The organism is Streptomyces poriferorum, assembly GCF_019399235.1.
In the GTDB taxonomy this organism is placed as follows: domain Bacteria; phylum Actinomycetota; class Actinomycetes; order Streptomycetales; family Streptomycetaceae; genus Streptomyces; species Streptomyces poriferorum.
The window spans coordinates 1-18691 of sequence record NZ_JAELVH010000051.1; the positions used below are offsets into that span (position 1 = coordinate 1).

Annotated in this window: 14 protein-coding genes and 1 pseudogene; 10 read left to right on the plus strand and 5 right to left on the minus strand. The window is 72.2% G+C overall.

Annotated features, from left to right (window positions below):
- The 5 genes from JGS39_RS11850 to JGS39_RS11870 all read left to right on the plus strand — a co-directional run.
- Positions 1 to 694, plus strand: a 694-nt coding sequence (locus JGS39_RS11850) for a 4'-phosphopantetheinyl transferase family protein (protein ID WP_219568823.1), incomplete at its 5' end; no start/stop codon positions are given.
- 64 nt (positions 695 to 758) lie between these two features.
- The gene (pgm, locus tag JGS39_RS11855; protein ID WP_219568824.1) at positions 759 to 2399 is read left to right on the plus strand and encodes a phosphoglucomutase (alpha-D-glucose-1,6-bisphosphate-dependent); all 1641 of its coding nucleotides are present in this window, start codon (positions 759 to 761) and stop codon (positions 2397 to 2399) included.
- 111 nt (positions 2400 to 2510) lie between these two features.
- Complete coding sequence (locus JGS39_RS11860) at positions 2511 to 4862, plus strand: FHA domain-containing protein (protein WP_219568825.1); 2352 nt, start codon at positions 2511 to 2513, stop codon at positions 4860 to 4862.
- 9 nt (positions 4863 to 4871) lie between these two features.
- Positions 4872 to 5453, plus strand: a complete 582-nt coding sequence (locus JGS39_RS11865; protein ID WP_219568826.1) for an SH3 domain-containing protein — start codon at positions 4872 to 4874, stop codon at positions 5451 to 5453.
- Entirely contained in the window at positions 5453 to 6487 is a 1035-nt protein-coding gene (locus JGS39_RS11870) for a serine/threonine-protein kinase (protein ID WP_219568827.1), read from the plus strand. Before JGS39_RS11865 ends, JGS39_RS11870 begins: the two co-directional genes overlap by 1 nt.
- Here the strand turns inward: JGS39_RS11870 and JGS39_RS11875 are convergent.
- The gene (locus JGS39_RS11875) at positions 6460 to 7770 is read right to left on the minus strand and encodes a streptophobe family protein (RefSeq protein ID WP_219568828.1); all 1311 of its coding nucleotides are present in this window, start codon (positions 7768 to 7770) and stop codon (positions 6460 to 6462) included. The two genes, JGS39_RS11870 and JGS39_RS11875, sit on opposite strands and share 28 nt — an antisense overlap.
- Positions 7771 to 7911: 141 nt before the next feature.
- Between JGS39_RS11875 and JGS39_RS11880 the strand changes: the two genes are divergently transcribed.
- Entirely contained in the window at positions 7912 to 9216 is a 1305-nt protein-coding gene (locus JGS39_RS11880; protein ID WP_219568829.1) for a DUF6777 domain-containing protein, read from the plus strand.
- Between the two features lie 71 nt (positions 9217 to 9287).
- Here JGS39_RS11880 and JGS39_RS11885 read toward each other — a convergent pair whose 3' ends face one another.
- The gene (locus JGS39_RS11885) at positions 9288 to 11168 is read right to left on the minus strand and encodes a rhamnogalacturonan lyase (protein ID WP_219568830.1); all 1881 of its coding nucleotides are present in this window, start codon (positions 11166 to 11168) and stop codon (positions 9288 to 9290) included.
- A 259-nt stretch (positions 11169 to 11427) separates the two neighbouring features.
- Between JGS39_RS11885 and JGS39_RS11890 the strand changes: the two genes are divergently transcribed.
- Together JGS39_RS11890 and JGS39_RS11895 are read left to right on the plus strand one after the other, a co-directional pair.
- Positions 11428 to 13452: a SpoIIE family protein phosphatase gene (locus tag JGS39_RS11890; RefSeq protein ID WP_219568831.1), complete on the plus strand. Its 2025-nt coding sequence runs from the start codon at positions 11428 to 11430 to the stop codon at positions 13450 to 13452.
- Between the two features lie 189 nt (positions 13453 to 13641).
- Positions 13642 to 13947, plus strand: a pseudogene (locus JGS39_RS11895) (hypothetical protein); the annotation flags it as partial.
- Between the two features lie 97 nt (positions 13948 to 14044).
- On the opposite strand, the gene JGS39_RS11900 reads toward JGS39_RS11895, so the two are convergent.
- Complete coding sequence (locus JGS39_RS11900; RefSeq protein WP_219568832.1) at positions 14045 to 14524, minus strand: lamin tail domain-containing protein; 480 nt, start codon at positions 14522 to 14524, stop codon at positions 14045 to 14047.
- Positions 14525 to 14931: 407 nt separating this feature from the next.
- Complete coding sequence (locus tag JGS39_RS11905) at positions 14932 to 15579, minus strand: DUF6629 family protein (protein WP_219568833.1); 648 nt, start codon at positions 15577 to 15579, stop codon at positions 14932 to 14934.
- 357 nt (positions 15580 to 15936) lie between these two features.
- Here JGS39_RS11905 and JGS39_RS41635 point away from each other — a divergent pair, with 357 nt between their 5' ends.
- On the plus strand, positions 15937 to 17166 hold the full coding sequence (locus JGS39_RS41635) for a pectate lyase (protein ID WP_372456144.1): 1230 nt from the start codon (positions 15937 to 15939) through the stop codon (positions 17164 to 17166).
- A 91-nt stretch (positions 17167 to 17257) separates the two neighbouring features.
- On the opposite strand, the gene JGS39_RS11915 is transcribed toward JGS39_RS41635, so the two are convergent.
- A complete protein-coding gene (locus tag JGS39_RS11915; RefSeq protein ID WP_219568834.1) occupies positions 17258 to 17557 on the minus strand; it encodes a DUF1876 domain-containing protein in 300 nt (99 codons plus the stop codon).
- Between the two features lie 251 nt (positions 17558 to 17808).
- Between JGS39_RS11915 and JGS39_RS11920 the strand changes: the two genes are divergently transcribed.
- The gene (locus JGS39_RS11920) at positions 17809 to 18642 is read left to right on the plus strand and encodes a PP2C family protein-serine/threonine phosphatase (RefSeq protein WP_219568835.1); all 834 of its coding nucleotides are present in this window, start codon (positions 17809 to 17811) and stop codon (positions 18640 to 18642) included.
- The last annotated feature ends 49 nt before the right edge of the window (positions 18643 to 18691 follow it).

Here is an 18691-nt window from a genome sequence, read left to right on the forward strand (position 1 = left end):
CCCCGAGGACGGCCACCGGATCCCCGCCCCGCTCTTCCCGCCCGGCGCCCCCGCCCTGTGGCTGGTGGACGCGGAACGGCAGAGCGGGGACGCACAGCGGCTCGCGCCGGGGATCCTGGATGCCGGCGAACTCGACAGAGCCGCACGCCTGGTCGTCGCTGCCGACCGCAGGTGCTACGTCGCCGCGCACGTGGCCCTGAGGCTGCTGCTCGGGGCACGGCTGGGCGTCGCTCCGGACGCCGTGCGCCTCAGGCGGGAGCCGTGCCCGTCCTGCGGTGGCCCGCACGGCCGTCCCGCGACCGACGGCGGTGTGCACTTCTCTCTTTCGCACACCCGTGGGGTGGCGTTGCTGGCGTTCGCGGACACGCCCGTGGGAGCGGATGTCGAGCTCGTCCCCAAGCCCGAAACCGTGTCCGAGATAGCCGGTCAGCTGCATCCGGCGGAGTCCCGCGAGCTGGCGGAGCTTCCCGAGGAGCAGCGCCCTGCCGCCTTCGCCCGGGTGTGGACCCGCAAGGAGGCCTACCTGAAGGGCGAGGGCATCGGCCTGGCCGACGGGCTCGCGGCCGAACACGTGGGCACCGGTCCCCGCCCCCGGCCGGGCCCCGCGGGGTGGACGGTCACCGATGTCGGGGTCCCCGCCGGCTATGCGGCGGCGGTGGCGGTGCGCGCGGCGGGGCAGCCGCCCGCCCGCTGAGGCGAACGGCGAAAATGACGGGGCGGGCAGATCGCATTGACCGACCGATACGGAGGAGTGGCAGATGCCGCAGACACGAGCCGGGCAGCAGGCACGCCCGGAGGACCTGACCGATGTGGCGCGGCTGGTGACGGCGTACTACACGCTGCACCCCGATCCCGCCGAACCGGGGCAGCGGGTCGCCTTCGGCACCTCGGGGCATCGCGGGTCGTCGACGGCCACCGCGTTCAACGAGGACCACATCGCGGCGACGAGCCAGGCGATCAGTGAGTACCGGGCGCAGCGGGGCACGGACGGGCCGCTCTTCCTCGGGGCCGACACCCACGCGCTGTCGGAACCCGCGCGGGTGACCGCCATCGAGGTGTTCGCCGCGAACGACGTGACCGTGCTCATCGACTCCGCCGACGGCTACACGCCGACCCCCGCGGTCTCGCACGCCATCCTCACGTACAACAGGGGACGCGCCTCGCACCTCGCCGACGGGGTGGTGGTGACGCCCTCGCACAACCCGCCCGGCGACGGCGGGTTCAAGTACAACCCGCCGAACGGCGGCCCGGCCGGGTCCGAGGCGACCGGCTGGATCCAGGAGCGGGCCAACGAGATCATCGCCGGCGGTCTCAAGGACGTCCGCCGCCTGCCGTACGTCCGGGCGCTGGCGGCGCCTTCGACCGGTACGTACGACTTCCTGGGCAGCTATGTGGCGGACCTGCCGTCCGTGCTCGACCTGGACGCGGTGCGCGCGGCCGGCGTACGGATCGGCGCCGACCCGCTGGGCGGCGCGTCGGTCGCGTACTGGGGCCGCATCGCCGAGCAGCACCGGCTCGACCTGACCGTCGTCAATCCGCTCACCGACCCCACCTGGCGCTTCATGACGCTGGACTGGGACGGCAAGATCCGGATGGACTGTTCCTCGCCGTACGCGATGGCCTCGCTGATCGGGCAGCGCGACCGTTTCCAGATCGCCACCGGCAACGACGCCGACGCCGACCGGCACGGCATCGTCACCCCGGACGCGGGGCTGATGAACCCGAACCACTACCTCGCTGTGGCCATCAACTACCTGTACTCGCACCGGGACCGGTGGCCTGCGGGTGCGGGCATCGGCAAGACCCTCGTGTCGTCCGGCATGATCGACCGGGTCGCCGCCGATCTCGGCCGGCAGCTGGTCGAGGTGCCGGTCGGCTTCAAGTGGTTCGTGGACGGCCTGGCCGACGGGTCGCTCGGCTTCGGCGGCGAGGAATCGGCCGGGGCCTCGTTCCTGCGCCGTGACGGATCGGTGTGGACGACGGACAAGGACGGCATCCTGCTGGCCCTGCTCGCCTCCGAGATCCTCGCGGTGACGGGCGATTCGCCGTCCCGGCACTACCAGGCGCTGACCGCCCGGTTCGGTGAGCCCGCCTACGCCCGGATCGACGCCCCCGCGGACCGCGATCAGAAGGCCGTGCTGGCACGACTCTCCCCCGAGCAGGTCAGCGCCGACACCCTGGCGGGCGAACCGGTCACCGCCGTGCTCACCGCGGCGCCGGGCAACGGGGCCGCGATCGGCGGGATCAAGGTGACGACGGAGAACGCCTGGTTCGCGGCGCGCCCCTCGGGCACCGAGGACGTCTACAAGATCTACGCGGAGTCCTTCCGCGGCGCCGAGCACCTCGCCCGTGTCCAGGAGGAGGCGAAGGCCGTCGTCTCCGCAGCCCTGGACGCCTGACAGAAGCCGTCTCCCCCCGCACGGCCGGTGCGGGGGGAGACGGTCCGGCTCCTCCCCCGCACACCGCCGACTGATCGGGCACATAACCGTACCGGTCGATAGAATTCGGGCATGGGAGAGCCGCCGGTCGCACCGACTGCACCCGAACTCGTGCTCGAAACCGACGCAGGACCCACGGTGATGAGTCCGGGCCGGGAGTACCACGTCGGACGCGACCCCTTGAGCGACATCGTGATCGACGACGTCCGGGTCTCGTGGCACCACGCGGTGCTCAGGGCGCCGGACGGCCGCTGGTCGATCGAGGACGAGGGCAGCACGAACGGCACCTACACCGATGGCCGGCGGATCCATGAATCGGACGTCGGACCCGGCACTCTCCTGCGTTTCGGCCATCCGGAGGACGGCCCGCAGGCCGTGCTGAAGGTCCGGCCCGCACCTGCGCCGACGCCCTCACCGGACCGCCCGTCTGCCGTCTCCGTGCCCGCCGCGACCGGCACCTTCCGGCAGCCGACCACCGTGAGACCGCTGCCGTCCCGCACGATCCGGATCGGCCGCGGATCCGGGAACGACCTGGTCGTCGACGACCTGAGCGTCTCCCGCCGCCATGCCGAACTGCTGGCCCATACGGACGGCACGTACGAGATCGTCGACCTCGGCTCGCACAACGGGACCTTCCTCAACGGTCAGCCGGCCGACCGCGCACCTGTCTCCGCCGGAGACATCGTCGGCATCGGCCACTCCGCCTTCTGCCTGGTCGGGGACACGCTGCAGGAGTTCGTCGACACCGGTGAGGTGTCGCTCGACGTCCAGGACCTGGCGGTCACCGTCGACAGGGGACGCAAGACACTGCTCGACCACGTGGCTTTCCCGGTGGGCCAGAAGTGCCTGCTGGGCGTGGTGGGGCCCAGTGGTGCGGGCAAGTCCACACTCCTGAACGCCCTGACCGGACTGCGCCCGGCCGACGAGGGGACCGTCCTCTACGACGGCCGCGATCTCTACCACGACTACGCCGAACTGCGCCAGCGCATCGGCCTGGTACCGCAGGACGACATCCTGCACGCCCAGTTGACCGTGCGCAGAGCCCTCGGCTACGCGGCGGAGCTCCGCTTCCCGCAGGACACCGCCAAGGCCGAACGCCAGGAACGCGTCACCGAGGTGGTGCGCGAGCTCGGACTCGAACAGCGCGCGGGCCAGCCGATCCACAGTCTCTCCGGAGGCCAGCGCAAACGGGTGAGCGTGGCCCTGGAGCTGCTGACGAAGCCGTCGCTGCTCTTTCTCGACGAGCCGACGTCGGGTCTCGACCCCGGCATGGACCGCTCGGTCATGCACATGTTGCGCGGGCTCGCCGACGACGGCCGCACGGTCATCGTCGTCACGCACAGCGTCCTGAGCCTGGACGTGTGCGACCGGCTGCTGGTCCTCGCGCCGGGTGGGAAGATCGCCTACTACGGTCCGCCCGGGGACGCGCTGGCCTTCTTCGGATTCGCCGAGTGGCCGGAGGCGTTCGAGGCCTTCGAGAACGACCGCGACCGTCCCTGGGCCGAGGAGTTCGCCGCCTCCCCCTTCCACCGGCAGTACATCGCCAACGCCAGTTCGCAGCCCCGGCTGCCGCACGCCGCGGCCGCGGAGGTCGCTCCGCCGCCCAAGACCCGCAGCTGGGGTGCGCAACTGCGGACCCTCGTACGGCGGTACGCGGCCGCGCTCGGCGCCGACCGGACGTTCCTCGTCATCATGATCGCGCTGCCGTTCGTGATGGGCGCCATGACACGGGCCCTGGCCGGAGGCAAGCTGACCCAGGAGACGGCGATGAACGCGCTGCTCATCCTGTGTGTCGGCGGCGTCCTGACCGGCGCCGCCAACGCGGTCCGGGAACTGGTCAAGGAACGGGTGATCTACCAGCGGGAGAGAGCCGTCGGCCTGTCCAGATCCGCGTATCTGATGTCCAAGGTCGTGGTGCTGGGCACCATCACAGTGCTCCAGGCCGTCGTGCTGACGCTGGTCGGTCTCGTGGGCGTCGATCTCAACGCCCCTGGCGGGAAAGGGGTACTGCTGCCGCCACTGGTCGAAATCACCCTGACGGTGGCGCTGTTGTCCTTCACCGCGATGATGCTGGGCCTGCTGGTGTCCGCGCTGGTGCGCAAGGAGGAGGTCACCATGCCCCTCCTGGTGCTGCTCGCGATCGTCCAGGTCGTCTTCTGCGGCGCGCTGCTGAAGCTGCACGGGGTGCCCGGTATCGAGCAGCTGTCCTGGCTGATCCCCTCCCGCTGGGCGCTGGGCGCCATGGCGGGGACGATCGGCCTGGCGAGGATCGTGCCCGGGAAGCTGACCGCGGACCCCCTGTTCGAGCACTCCGCCGGGATCTGGCTCCTCGACATGGGAATGCTGGTGGTGCTCTCCGTCGTCTTCGGATTCGCGGTGGCCCGGCTCCTGCGCCGGCACGAGCCCGCCATCATGCGGAAGTAGGAGCGGCCCATGGAGACCGGCGACTTCCGCCCCACCCATGTCGTCCCCCAGGACGGGCTGCCCGCCTGGGAGGCGCCCGACGTGTCCCGGCCCACCGAGCCCCTGGACCCGCTGCTTCCCGTGCAACTGCTCGACCGGCGCGGCGACTGGGGTCAGGTCCTGTGCGCCAACGGCTGGTCCGCCTGGGTCGACGGCCGGCTGCTCGTGTCCGTACCGCACGACCCGCCGCAGGCCGGAGCGCCGATGGCCCGCACGGCGGACCCGCGGCCGCTGCTCGCCCGCGTCCAGGAGTCGCTGGACCGTTTCCGCCGGGCATCCGATGAACTCCTCGAAGGCCGCATCGACGGCGAGACCTTCCGCCGTCGCACCCAGGGGCTGCGGGCCGGAGTGGTCGTCGACGGCGAGGCCGTATGGCTGTTCGACGCGGAGCACGAGCGCTGGGTGTACACGGACGGGGCCCGGCTGACGACCTACGCGGCCGGGTCCGGACCCGGCCGGCCGAGCAGCGCCCCGGCGGGCGGAACCGGGCCGGAGGCGACCCGGCTCGTCGACCCCGGCACGCATCCGCGGACCCGGCCGGGTGACGGGTGATGGCCGCCGCCACCGGCCCTCCCGACGATTCCGCGCTGCCCACCGGGCGGCCCTCCGACCTGATCGGCAGGCAGATCGCCGACTACCTGGTGGAGGGCGAGATCGGACGCGGTGGGATGGCCGTCGTCTACCGGGCCAAGGATCTGCGCCTGGACCGCACGGTCGCCCTCAAACTGCTCGCCCCGGAACTCGCCCGCAACGACACCTTCCGCAAGCGCTTCACCCATGAGTCGCGGGTGGCCGCCGCGATCGACCACCCGCACATCGTCCCGGTCTTCGAGGCGGGTGAGACCGAGGGCATTCTCTATATCGCCATGCGCTACGTCGCCGGCCAGGATCTGCGCGCCCTCATCGACCGGCAGGGGCCGCTCCCCCTGGGCACCGCGCTCCGGATCGCCGCCCAGGTGGCGTCCGCGCTCGATGCCGCCCACGATCACGATCTGGTGCACCGGGACGTCAAGCCCGGCAACATCCTGGTCGCGGCGGGCACGGACAGCGACCATCCGGAGCACGTGTACCTCACGGACTTCGGCCTCACGAAGAAGTCGCTGTCACTGACGGGATTCACCTCCGTGGGCCAGTTCGTCGGAACGCTCGACTACGTGGCACCCGAACAGATCTCGGGCCGTCCGGTGGACGGTCGCTGCGACGTCTACAGCCTCGCGTGCGTCGTGCACGAGACGATGGCCGGCGCCCCGCCGTTCCAGCGCGACGACGACATGGCGCTGCTGTGGGCCCATCAGTTCGACCCGCCGCCGGCGCTGACGGGGCTGCGCCCCGATCTTCCGGCCGGCCTCGACACGGTGCTGTCGAAGGCCCTGTCCAAGAGCCCGGACGACCGCTACGACTCGTGCCTCCAGTTCGTGGCCGCGCTGCGTGCCGCGGCGCGGGGCGAGGTGGGCGGCGGCCATCCGCCGACGCAGGTGGACCGGAGGATCGGTGCCTGGCAGTCGGGGCCCGAACCGCCGCCCGCGCCGCCGCGGTGGGCGTTGCCGGTGTTCGGCGGTCAGGGCCTGTCCGACGGATCCGGGTAGGGCCGGTCCGGATCCACCTCACCGTGCCGGTGGACGCGGGAGGCCGGCAGCCCGCCGAGGAAGCCGGTGACGAGCCCCCACAGCACGGCGATTCCCAGCGCACCCCAGAGTCGCGGTCGAAGCAGCACCTCACCGCCCAGGCCACCACCGAGGTCACCGAGGCCGAGGAGGGACAGCCCGTAGTGAGCCGAGATCCGGACGAGCAGGCACACGGCGAGCACGGTGAGCGCCAGCGCCACGGCCATGTGCACGGCATGCTGCCAGAGATGCATCCGGGCAGGTGAACGCACGGCCATCAGGAACGCGGCCGCCAGGGTGAACAACGCGGCGACGACGACGCACCACCAGACGCGGCCGTCCTGCTCGGCGAGCGTGCCGACGTTCAGCGTGGAGAGGTCCGGTGTCCGCAGGACGGAGTCCAGTACCTGGGGCATCGGCAGTCCGAACGGCCCGTCCACCTTGCCTTCCCAGGACACCCCGAGGCCCAGGGTGAACACCAGCCAGACGAGGTTGGGCAGTCCGAGCAGGATCACCGCGAACGTCTCGCCGGGATGCCCGCGGGTCACCACGACGACGAGCGCGATGACCAGCCCCACCAGCACATAGGCGAGCAGCAGCGCCGCCATCGCGTACGCGGCCGGGCGCACCGATTCCTGGAATCGCACCAGCCGTGCGGGGAGCGGCGCGCCGCGCGAGACGAGCAGGGCCAGGACGAGGACGCCGGCCAGCCAGAGCAGGCCGAGGACCAGGGTCAGCGGGATCTCGGCACGGAACCCGACCTGCGGCGACGCGTCGAGCACGTCGCCGATGGCGCCGCCCGTCGGGTCGGCCGCCGGGACGTCGAAGGTCTGCCGGGCCAGGAGGGACAGCGCGACGAGCACCAGGAGCCACAGCACCGCGATCCGGCCCGCCCATCCGGCCAGTTCGCGAGTGGTGGTGACGGCCCGGTGCCGCAGCGGGCGAAGGAATCCGGCGGCGAGGACGAGCGCGCCGGCGAGGGTGACCGAGAGCGGCAGTGCCGAGATGTCCGCGTGCGTCCTGGCGAGTTCCCCCGCGTTCCCCGACAGGGCGACCGATCCGCCGGCCGCCATGACGACGACGGCCGCGACCACGCGGGGGAAGGAACCGCCGGGCAGTTCCGCGGCGCCCGCCGCCCACAGTCCGAGGGCGGCGGTGACGCCCATGACCAGCAGCCCGGCGAGAACGGTCAGCAGGGCGTCGCCCCAGCCGTGCGCGGCCCGCGTCCCCGTACGGTCCCGGCCGTCCGATCCCTGTGTGCTCACGGCCCCACGCTAGGCAGCCGCGAGGTGCTCCGCCCCTCGGGTGGGCCGACCGCGTCGGCTTGCGAGCCGCGCCGGTAGTGGGCACACAATGGCTGATACCAGAAGAATTCGGCACCGATCCTGGCGTGGGAAAGAAGAGCCGTGAGTGACCAGCCGCCGTCGTCCGGCCGCCCCACGGGGCCGCCGTCGGGACCGCTTTCGGGTCCTTCCCAGGAGGGCCCCGTCCCGCCGCCTCCCGAGCGCCCGTCCGGCCCGCCGGCGGGCCCGCCCTCCGGAGGCGGCCATGACGGACCTCCCGGCCCCGGCGGTCCGGGCGAGACCCCCGAGGGCCCGGGGCACGGCCCCCGCACCCCTTGGTGGCGGTCGGTCCCGAAGGTGGCGACGATCGCGGTCGCGCTGGTGGCGGCAGTGGTGCTGACCGTCGTCCTCACCCGGCCGGGCGGGTCGGACCGGGCGGGCGGGGAGGTGTTCCTCGAGGCGGCCGGATCGACCGGTCCCGATCCGTTCACCGGTTCGACCGCACGCAGCAGCGCCGGGAACGCGACGCCCACCGCCGTACCGAGTCCGGTGGCGAGCGCTTCCCGGACCCGGTCCAACGTCACCCAGGGCGTGGACGGTTCGGCGCCCGGCCTGTACGGCGGCACCCGCAAGGTCGCCTCCTGCGACGTGGAGAAGCAGATCACCGCCCTTGCGGACCAGCCGGCCAAGAACAAGGCCTTCGCCTCGGTCGAGGGCATCGACCCGTCCGGCGTCCCGGCGTATCTGCGCGCCCTCACTCCGGTCCAGTTGCGGCTCGACACCCGCGTGACCAACCACGGCTACGAGAACGGCTCGGCCACGAGCTACCAGGCGGTCCTCCAGGCCGGCACGGCGGTGCTGATCGACGACCGCGGCGTGCCCAGGGTCCGGTGCGCCTGTGGGAACCCCCTGTTGCCACCGGTCGCGCTGAAGGGAACCCCGCGGCAGAGGGGCGAGGCGTGGCCGGGCTACCGGGCCGGAGACGTCGTGGTGGTGGAGCCCGCCGCACAGCCGGTGGACGTGTTCGTCATGTTCGACCCCGGCACCGAGGGCTGGTTCGAACGGGACGCCGGCGACACGGGTGACGGCGACAAGAAGACCCACCCGCCCGCCGACTCGGACGCCTCACGGTGTCCGCCACGGTCCGGCGGCGGTTCGGCCGAGCCCTGCCCCTCGGATCCCTCCTCACGTGCCCCGTCGTCCGGGGAGCCGTCGTCACCCTCGACGGAGCCCGGTGAGTCGACGGAGCCGCCCCCGCCGCCTCCTTCGTCCGAGGAGCCGCCCCCGTCACCGCCGCCGTCCTCCGAGGAGCCCCCGCCCACATCGGAGTCGGCCCCGGAGCCCGTGACCCCGCAGACCGGGGAGTCCGAAGCCCCGCCGCCCGCCCCGCCGGCGTCCGGTGACGGGACGGCGGCCGGGACGGCGTAGGGCACGGTCCGGGGATCCGTCGGGGCGTCGATACGGCCGACGCCCCGACGGCGGCGTACCCCGCCGCGGAACTAGGGCGTCGACACCGTGGGCCGGGGCGCGGCCGCCATCCCGCTGCCGATGAAGAAGCTCGGGTGCGGCGGCTGGTTGTACGCGGTATTTTGCCAGGCCAGCGCCGTGCGGTACGTGGTGTCGTGGAGCAGTGTGGTGATCTTCGTGCCGGTCTCGTACGGCGTGGAGTAGATGCGCAGAGCGTTGTTGTTCGTCGTCGCCCAGACCACTTCCTCGCGCCAGTCGCCGAACAGGTCGCCCGAGATCGCGGGGGTGGCCTTGGTGCCGTTGTTCGAGTGGACCGACGCCCCGGTCAGCTGCCTGGTGTCGCCGGAGGTGCCGTACTTGTCGATGTGAGTGCCGTCGAGGAGCTCCCGGGTGGTGTCGCCGTCCCACCAGGACAGGAAGTTGGCGCTGGAGGGCTTGCGGCTCGCGACGACCGTGCCCTTGGGGCTGCGTACCCCGTCGGCCGCCGAGGACCAGGACTCGGCGCCGGCGCTGCCGGACCAGATGTCGTCGCTGACGCCGCGTCCGTTGTCGCCGGCGGCGGGCGTCGACCAGATGATCTGGCCGGTCCTGGCGTCCGCCATCCACGACGAGGGTTTCGAGCTGTCCTCGTCGACCTTGAACTCCTCGAGTCCTGACCGGGACGGGTCCAGGTCACCGACGTGCATGGCGTCGCCGTGACCGTTCTTCGTGGTCCACAGGGCGTTGCCGTTGTCGTCGACGGTCATGGCGCCGTAGACGATCTCGTCCTTGCCGTCCGCGTCCACGTCGGCGACGGACAGCTGGTGGTTGCCCTGGCCGTCGTATCCCTTGCCGGAGTTGGTCGAACTGTTGGTGTCGAAGGTCCAGCGCCTGGTGAACGCCCCGTTGCGCCAGTCCCAGGCGGCGATCACCGTACGCGTGTAGTAGCCGCGGGCCATGATCAGCGAGGGCCGGGAGCCGTCGAGGTAGGCGGTGCCGGCCAGGAAGCGGTCGACGCGGTTGCCGTAGCTGTCGCCCCACGAGGAGACGGTGCCACGCGCGGGAACGTAGTCGACGGTGCCCATGGCGGCGCCCGTCTGCCCGTTGAACATGGTCAGGTACTCGGGTCCGGACAGAATGTAGCCGGAGGAGTTGCGGTGGTCGGCCGACGCGCTGCCGATCACCGTGCCCTTGCCGTCGACGCTGCCGTCGGCGGTCTTCATCGCGACCTCGGCCTTGCCGTCGCCGTCGTAGTCGTACACCTGGAACTGGGTGTAGTGAGCGCCGGAGCGGATGTTGCGGCCCAGGTCGACGCGCCACAGCCGGGTGCCGTCGAGCTTGATCCCGTCGACGATCGTGTTGCCCGTGTAGCCGGACTGGGAGTTGTCCTTGGCGTTGGTGGGCTGCCACTTCAGTACGAAGTCGAGTGCGCCGTCGCCGTCGAGGTCGCCGACGGAGGCGTCGTTGGCCTCGTAGGTGTAGGCGACGCCGTCGGGGGTCGTACCGCCGGCGGGCGGGCTGATGGGCACGTCCTTGTAGCCGCTGCGGAACTGGATCGCGTGCACGGAGTCGCTCTGCTCGACGCCGCCGACGATCGCCCGCACCGTGTAGTCGGCCGAGTTGGGGGCCCCGGCGTGGAAGTAGTTCGTCGAGCCGGTGACCGGTGAGGCGTTGACCTTCGTGCCGGCGCGGTAGACGTTGAAGGACACGTCGTCGGCGTCGGTGGCCAGCCAGCGCCAGCTGATCAGGTTGCCGGCGTCGGTGTGGACGCTGACGACGCCGCGGTCCAGCGCCTCCGCCTGGCGCGCGGTCGCGGCATGCGAGGTCTGACCGGTGACGATCAGTCCGGCGGCGGCCAGCACGCCTGCGGTGACGGCGCCGACCAGGGTACGGGTGCGGCGGCCGCGGGGGGATCGGGGATGCTCAGGAGCCACGGTGCGTGCCTTCCGGAGTGGGGGTGTCGGGTACCACCCAGTCACCGCCGGGGCCGGAAAGGTTGCCGTCGGGGCGCACCGGATGTGCACGGAGTTCCGGGCGGGCCGGCTTCACCCGTCTGCCGCAGTGCGGTGGCGGGCCGCGCGGGGCATGCGCACGCTGTCGGCAGAGCTGCCGAATCGCAGGGGCGGCGGAGCCAGATGGGGGTGCGACGTGCCGGACGCCGGTGCAGTCCCGGGGAGGCCCTCGGCCGACGGGATGACGGACGCGCTCCTGGACACCCTGTTCAGCCAGTCCGCGGTGGGACTGCACGTGCTGGACACGGACTTGCGCGTGGAACGGGTCAACTCCCTGTCCGACGCGGTCGCGCCCGAGCGGATCGTGGGACTGCACTTCACCGAGGCGTACCGGCTCCATGACCCCGAGGAGTCGAACGAACTGCTGCGCGGCGTGCTGGAGAGCGGTGTGCCCGTCCTGAACCATGTGATCCGCGGGCAGCTCATGGGGGCGCCCGGGCCCGACCGCAGTCTGATGGTCACGGTCCACCGCCTCGACGACCCTTCCGGCCGGCCGCTCGGACTGCTGGCGGCCGTCGTCGACATCAACGAACGGGAGAAGTCGCGCGACCGGGTGGACGCCCTGGCCGCGGTCCGCAGGAATGTGGGGCACTCCCTCGACATGGAAGCGATCTGCGAAGGGTTCGTGAGAGCACTCGTGCCCCGGTTCGCGGACTTCACCGTGGTCGAGGTGGTGGACGACGTACTGCGCGGTTCGAGCGCACCGCTCAGCCCGGTGGGATCCGATGTCCCGCTGCGCCGCGCGGCCCAGCTGGGGACCGACGGGGACACGCCGGTGGGCGTGACGCGGCGGTTGCCCGCGGGGACCCCGTACGCGCTCGCCGCCAATGATCTGCGGCCCCGGCTCGTCCGGCTCGGCCCGGACACCCCGTGGCTGGACTCGGATCCGGTCGCCGGGCACATGGTCGAGGCGATCGGCGCCCACTCCCTGATCGTGGCACCGCTGAAACTGCACGGGGCCTTCCTCGGCCTCGTGAGCATGTACCGCTGCCCGGGCTCCGAACCGTTCGACGAGCGGGACCTCACGTTCGCCCTGACGGCAGCCGCCCATGCGGCGCTGAGCATCGAGACCTCGCGGCGCTACGCGCGCGACCATGTGATCGCCTCGACCGTCCAGCGCAGGCTGCTGCCCCAGTACAACGGCACCCGGATCGCCATCGAGACCGCGCATGTGCTGCTTCCGGGGCGCAACAGCGGCTGCTGGTTCGACACCATCGGGCTGTCCGGCGCCCGGACCGCGCTGATCATCGGGAACGTCGCCGGGCACGGGCTCCAGACCGCCATCACCATGGGGCAACTGCGGACCGCCCTGCACGCCCTGGCCGGTCTCGACCTGGACCCCGACGAGGTACTGGCCCGCCTCAACGACACGGCCGACCGCCTCGCCCGGGAGCGCCGGTCGCTCCCGCCCGGTGACTCGCTGCACCGCCAGCCGCTGACGGCGACCTGTCTGTACGCGGTCTACGACCCGTTCACCCGGACCTGCACCGTGGCGCGGGCGGGGCATCCGGGGCCGGCCGCCGTCGCCCCGGACGGCCGCCCGGTCGCCCTCGACGTGCCCGAGGGGCCGCCGCTGTTCTCGGACGACAGCGCCCCGTTCGCCACCGCGACGGTCGAACTCGCCGAGGGCAGTGTGCTGGCGTTCTTCACCGGTTCCCTGCTGTCCGACGACCAGTCCGTGACCAGGGTCCAGGACGCGCTCGCCTACCCGGACCGGCCTCTGCAGGAGCTGTGCGACGCCGTCGTCTACAACATCCCCGCCGAGACGCACCCGGACGGCGCCGCGCTCCTGCTCGCCAGAACGGGCGTGGTCCCGCCCGACCGGTTCGCCACCTGGGAGCTGGCCCACGACCGGACCACGCCCGCCATCGCCCGGACCCTGGTCCGCGACCGGCTCGAAGGGTGGAACCTCGGCGAGGAGACGATCGAGGCGACCGAGCTGATCGTGAGCGAGCTGATCACCAACGCGGTCCGCTACGGAACCCCGCCGCTGCATCTGCGGCTCCTGCTGGACCGCACCCTCACCTGCGAGGTCCACGACACCAGCCCGGTGGCCCCGCATCTGCGTCACGCCCGCACCGTCGACGAGGGCGGCCGCGGCCTGTTCATCGTCTCCCAGCTCGCCACGCACTGGGGCACCCGGTACAGCGTCGACGGCAAGGCCCTCTGGACCGAGCAGGAGGTCCCGCCCGACGAGGTTTCCTGACGGGGCGGCACACGCCGTGAACGGGGCCGCGGAAGGCTCCGGCTCACAGCATCGCCCGGGCAGACGGAACATGAGGGCATGGGCACGGGCATGGAGACGTTCCGCGGGAAGCCGCACCCTCTGCGTGCCGTCGCGTTCGTGCCGGCCGCCCTGTGCGCGCCGGTGACGGCCCTGACCGCGACCGTGCGCCGGTACGGGATGGAGACGCCGTTCGCGTTCCGCTCCCCCGCCGACACGACCTGCGTCCCGCACCGCGGCGACATCGGCAAGCGGCTGTTCCCGCTGAACCACTTCATCACGACCGCGGGCGGCAGCCGGCGGGACGCGGGGAAGGTCGACGCCCGTCAGCGGGTGCTGGACCGGGCCCACCGGTGCGAGCGGGAGCGAGGCGGCCCGGTGGGCTTCGTCGCCGTGGACTGCACGACGATCGGCGATGCGCGCGGGGCGGTGGCAGCGCTCGACGGGGAACGCGTGGAGGCTGCCGGCGCCTCGTGACGGACATGGGTGCGGCGCACCACGGAGGTCGGGCCGTGATGCGCCGCGGTCAGGACGCCGGCGGCCGCCCCGGGTTCAGTGGGCGGCCGCCGACGGGTCAGCGGTGGCCGCCGTGGCGGTGGCCCCAGGACTTGGAGTCGACCTTGTGGCCGTGCGCGTCGCGCAGGGTCGCCGTGTCGCTGTTGTCCCAGACGTAGCGGCGGAGGTCCTGGTAGACGTCGGTGCGGGAGTCGCGACCCACGCCGGTGTGCACACGCACCGAGGAACGGCCGGGCAGCCGCAGGTCGAATCGGTAGGTGCGGTGGCTCTCGTCACGGAGGGTCCAGCCGCGCAGGTTGACCGAGTGGCGGCTCGTGTTGGTGACGGTGACCCACTCGCCGTTCAGGCTGCGGTTCGAACCGTTGTCGCGACCGGGGCTGTTGTACTGGATCTTGCCCAGAACGACGGCCGAGCGCGGGGCGTGACCGCGGCCGTGGCCGTGGTCGTGGTCGTCCGCGACCGCGGGGAGGGCGGCGGCGGCCACCAGGGCGCCGGAAGCGAGAACAGCAGCGGTGATCCGTCGTGCGGAACGGGACATGAAGACCCCTCAAGTACAGGCCCGGGCCTTGCGGTCCGGGCGTTGTTCGGCCCCGGCGTGGTGCCGGGAAGCCATACTTTGACCGGGTTGCCCGGTGTCGGGTGACCATCCGGAGCGGTGTTACGAGATGCGGACATTTCCGTCACACGCGGTTGTACGCGACATCCACCGGAACCCCCGGGTACCTGTCAATCGCTGGCCGCTGCATCCACCCGCACGGCGCCGGGTTGACGGAGGCCGGCTCCGGAACAGGTCCCCGCGGCACCGGGGTCCGCGCCCGGCCGGTCCGGGCCCGCATCCGTAACAGCGCCGTCACGGCCGGACCTGAACGCCCGTTCCGTTACCCCGGGCAAGCAGCACGGACGTTCCCTCGAACACCGTCCGAAGACCCCGTCCCGGCTCGTCCGTCACTCCCCGGCAGTGCGGGCGGGGCTGCCCGTGGGCCCGGCCGGGCGCCTCCCGGACCAGCCGAGCAGGACCACGGAGCAGACCGCGGCAAAGGCGCACCAGGTGGAGATGAACTCGAGCCGCCACAGCGCGGCGCAGACCGCGGCCCCGCCCGCGACCAGTACGCCGAGCCACACCAGCACCCGGTCACCGGACAGGAGCAGCGATCCGACGGCGGCCAGGAGGTAGCCCGCCACGAGCAGTTCGGGCCGCGGCAGGTCGAGGACGTACCCGAGCGTGTGGCCACGGATCTGCGCGGTCACCGGCCGGGTCGCCAGGCTGTAGGCCAGTGCCGCCGAGGTCGCCGCCCCCGCCGCCACCGGCACCGCGAGTCCGCGCCGGGCCCGCGGCGGAGCCGCGCACAGCGCGCCCAGCGGCACCCACAGCGCCAGGACCGGCAGGGCGATGACCGCCCACGCGACGGTGGCCGGCCCCGTTCCGCCGTCCGCGCGCCAGACCACGGACTCGATGATCTGGTGGGCCCCCAGCAGCAGCGGCAACGCCGCGAGCGGAAGGTCCCGGACCCGGCGGGTGCGGAGCACGCAGGCGGCACCGATCGCCGCAATCGCGGTGCCCGCGACGAGGTCGACGGTCGCACTCCAGCACATGGCGTCACCCAGGGGTTTCTCGTCCGTGGCGACCGGTCTCCGCCGCGGCCGCTCCCCCGTCACGCTACGGCCCGCCCCGGCGGGTGCCGAATCATGACACTCCAACTTCTTGACCGGTCCATGCCGTTGACGTACCGTCACCGCTGTTCTCATACAAGAACTCGGTTCACCATACGGAACATCGCGAGTCGTGGTTCCGATGGTCGAGGGATTGCCTACCACCGCACCAAACCACTCATTGGTGCCTGCGGAGGACACCGCAGGCGGTGAAAGGAATACCCAGTGCGTACCAGAAATCAGCATGCCAGACGCAGGGGCGGCCGGGCAGCCGCCTCGTTCGTCGCGATAGCGTCGCTCGTGCTCGCGGGGCTCACGGCGCTGTTCGCCACCGGCTCCGCGACGGCGGCCCCCGCAGCCGGCTCGTACAGCCTGTCGAACGCCGCGAGCGGACTGTGTCTGGAGGTTCCCGGCGCGGGAACCTCCGACGGCGTCCAGCTCGCCCAGCGGTCCTGCAGTGGTGCCGCGAACCAGACGTGGCAGCTCAAGAGCTCCGGCAGCGGCTACACGCTGACCGCCGCGCACAGCGCCAAGTGCGCCGGTGTCCGCGGCGCCTCGACCAGCGCGGGCAAGGCCGTGGAGCAGCAGAGCTGTACCGGTGGGGCCGGCCAGGTGTGGACGCTGACCCAGGTCAGCGGCAGCACGTACCAGGTCGTCAACGCCAATGGCGGCAAGTGCCTGAACGTCAAGGACGGTTCGACCGCGGCCGGCGCCCTCGTCCAGCAGAACTCCTGCGACTCGGTGACCAGCAAGCGCTGGACGTTCACCGCGGCCGGATCGACACCGACCGACCCGCCCACGGATCCGCCGACCGACCCGCCGACGAACCCCGGCTCCCCGCCCGCCTGGCCGACGGCCACCAGCAGCCAGGCCGTGAGCTCGACGATGAAGGTCTCCGGTACCTACGACGGCGGCCTGAAGCGCTTCTACGGCAGCGGCGACCTGGGCAGTGACGGCCAGGACGAGGACCAGCCGGCCCTGATCGAGCTGGCGGACGGTGCCACGCTGCAAAACGTCATCCTCGGTTCCCCCGCCGCGGACGGTGTGCACTGCCTGGGCGCCTGCACGCTGAAGAACGTGTGGTGGGAGGACGTGGGCGAGGACGCCGCCACCTTCCTCGGCGGTTCCTCCTCACTGGTACGCACGATCGACGGCGGCGGCGCGAAGCTGGCGGACGACAAGGTGTTCCAGCACAACGGCGGAGGCACCCTGATCATCAAGAACTTCCAGGTCAGCGACTTCGGCAAGCTCTACCGCTCCTGTGGGAACTGCTCGACCCAGTACGGCCGCCACGTCCAGGTACAGAACGTCTGGATCACCGCGCCCGGCGACGGTCTCGTGGGGATCAACCCCAACTACGGTGACACGGCCCGTCTCTCCGGCGTGACGATCTACGACGACGGAGACCGTGACATCGACATCTGCACCAAGCACAAGGGTGTGACGAGCGGCGAGCCCAGTAAGACGGGCACCGGCCCGGACAGTACGAACTGCCTGTACGCCACCTCCGACATCACCTATGTCGACTGATCACCGGTGACATGCCGGGCCCGCCCGCCCCGGACACCGGGGCGGGCGGGTCCGCAGCCGTGACCTGCCGACGCGGAGGCCGGACGGGCCCTCAGGCCGTGGCGTCCGACCAGGCGTACGGCGGTGGCACGGGCCCGTCCCCGGGGCCGGCGCCGGCCTTGCCCAGTTCACGGTCGGCCACACTCATCAGCTGACCCGCGACATCGCGCATCGCACGGCTCGCCGCCAGTTCGTCACCGATGGTGGGCACGTCCGGGTCCTGAGGGCTGCATCGGGCGACCCCGTGGCCGGTGAGTCTCGCCGTACCGGTGTCCAGCACCGCCTCCGCCTTCGTCGTCCCGTCGTCCTCCGACAGATCGACACGGACCGTCCACTCCATCGTGCGGTTCATCGCGCACCTCCCGGCCCGCACCGGCAGGCGGGCGCCCGCCGCCGTACGGCTCCGCTTCCAGCATCCACCCAACCGGCCGCGCACGCCCGTCACGGCTCGGCCTGCGAGGACGCCCGGACCGAAATAGGATGCAGGAACCACGCCCGCAGCAGCCGGGCCCTTGCCCTCCGGGTCACCGGCGTCGACCTCATGGCCCGATCCGCCACCCCCATGTGGTGCGGACGGCCACCACCTGCCCTGCGGAGCGGCCCATGAACCGGCGTCGTCCTCCCCGCCCGGCCAGTTCCGACGAACTGCTCACCACCCTCCAGGACCTCACCTCGCGGGCCCGCCGGGAGGTGGAGCTGCATCAGGCGCGGGTGGAGCTGGCCGAGGCGTTGCAGCGCGGAATGCTCCCTGCCACGCTTCCCGCGCTGCCCGGCCTTCAGACCGCAGCCCGGTACACCCCCGCGCGCAACGGCCTGGACATCGGCGGCGACTGGTACGACGGTTTCCGGCTGCCGGACGGTTCACTGGCCTTCGCGATCGGGGACGTGCAGGGCCATGACGTCGAGGCGGCGGCCTTCATGGGCCAGATCCGGATCGCGATGCGCGCGCTCGCGGCCACGGCGGCCGATCCGGGCGAGGTGGTGGGCCGGACCAATGACCTCCTGCTGGCCGTCGACTCCGGCCTCCTGGCGACCTGCACCTTCGTCCGGCTCGATCCGCGGACCCGGGAACTCCAGAGTGCCCGCGCCGGTCATGTGGGCGCGGTGTGGGCCACGGCGGACGGCCGGTCGGGCGTCACGGAGGACGAGGGCGGTCTGCCGCTCGGGATCCAGAGCGGTGAGGAGTACCCGGTGACCACCCGGCGGCTCACCGCCGACGGGGCCTTCGTGCTCCTCACCGACGGGGTGATCGAAGGGCCGTCGTACCCGATCGACGAGGGACTGGACGCCGTCGTACGACTGGTCCGCTCACGGGTCCGCGACGATGCGGACGAGCTGGCCGACGCGGTCCTGGGGACGGCGGAGCGCACCGGGCACGAGGACGACGCCGCCGTACTCGTGCTGCGCCACGAGGCGTTTCCCGCCGCCTCCGGATGAGGCCGGGGAGAGCGGCGCGTGTCACGCAGCGGCCTCCTGTCACGGCCGG

What these genes read in the sequence shown, in the direction of transcription:
- JGS39_RS11860 (WP_219568825.1), top strand. Translation starts at nt 2,511, where the DNA reads ATGGGAGAGCCGCCGGTCGCACCGACTGCACCCGAACTCGTGCTCGAA.
- pgm (WP_219568824.1), top strand. Translation starts at nt 759, where the DNA reads ATGCCGCAGACACGAGCCGGGCAGCAGGCACGCCCGGAGGACCTGACC.
- JGS39_RS11920 (WP_219568835.1), top strand. Translation starts at nt 17,809, where the DNA reads ATGAACCGGCGTCGTCCTCCCCGCCCGGCCAGTTCCGACGAACTGCTC.
- JGS39_RS11915 (WP_219568834.1), bottom strand. Translation starts at nt 17,557, where the DNA reads ATGAACCGCACGATGGAGTGGACGGTCCGTGTCGATCTGTCGGAGGAC.
- JGS39_RS11865 (WP_219568826.1), top strand. Translation starts at nt 4,872, where the DNA reads ATGGAGACCGGCGACTTCCGCCCCACCCATGTCGTCCCCCAGGACGGG.
- JGS39_RS11890 (WP_219568831.1), top strand. Translation starts at nt 11,428, where the DNA reads ATGACGGACGCGCTCCTGGACACCCTGTTCAGCCAGTCCGCGGTGGGA.
- JGS39_RS11870 (WP_219568827.1), top strand. Translation starts at nt 5,453, where the DNA reads ATGGCCGCCGCCACCGGCCCTCCCGACGATTCCGCGCTGCCCACCGGG.
- JGS39_RS11900 (WP_219568832.1), bottom strand. Translation starts at nt 14,524, where the DNA reads ATGTCCCGTTCCGCACGACGGATCACCGCTGCTGTTCTCGCTTCCGGC.
- JGS39_RS11905 (WP_219568833.1), bottom strand. Translation starts at nt 15,579, where the DNA reads ATGTGCTGGAGTGCGACCGTCGACCTCGTCGCGGGCACCGCGATTGCG.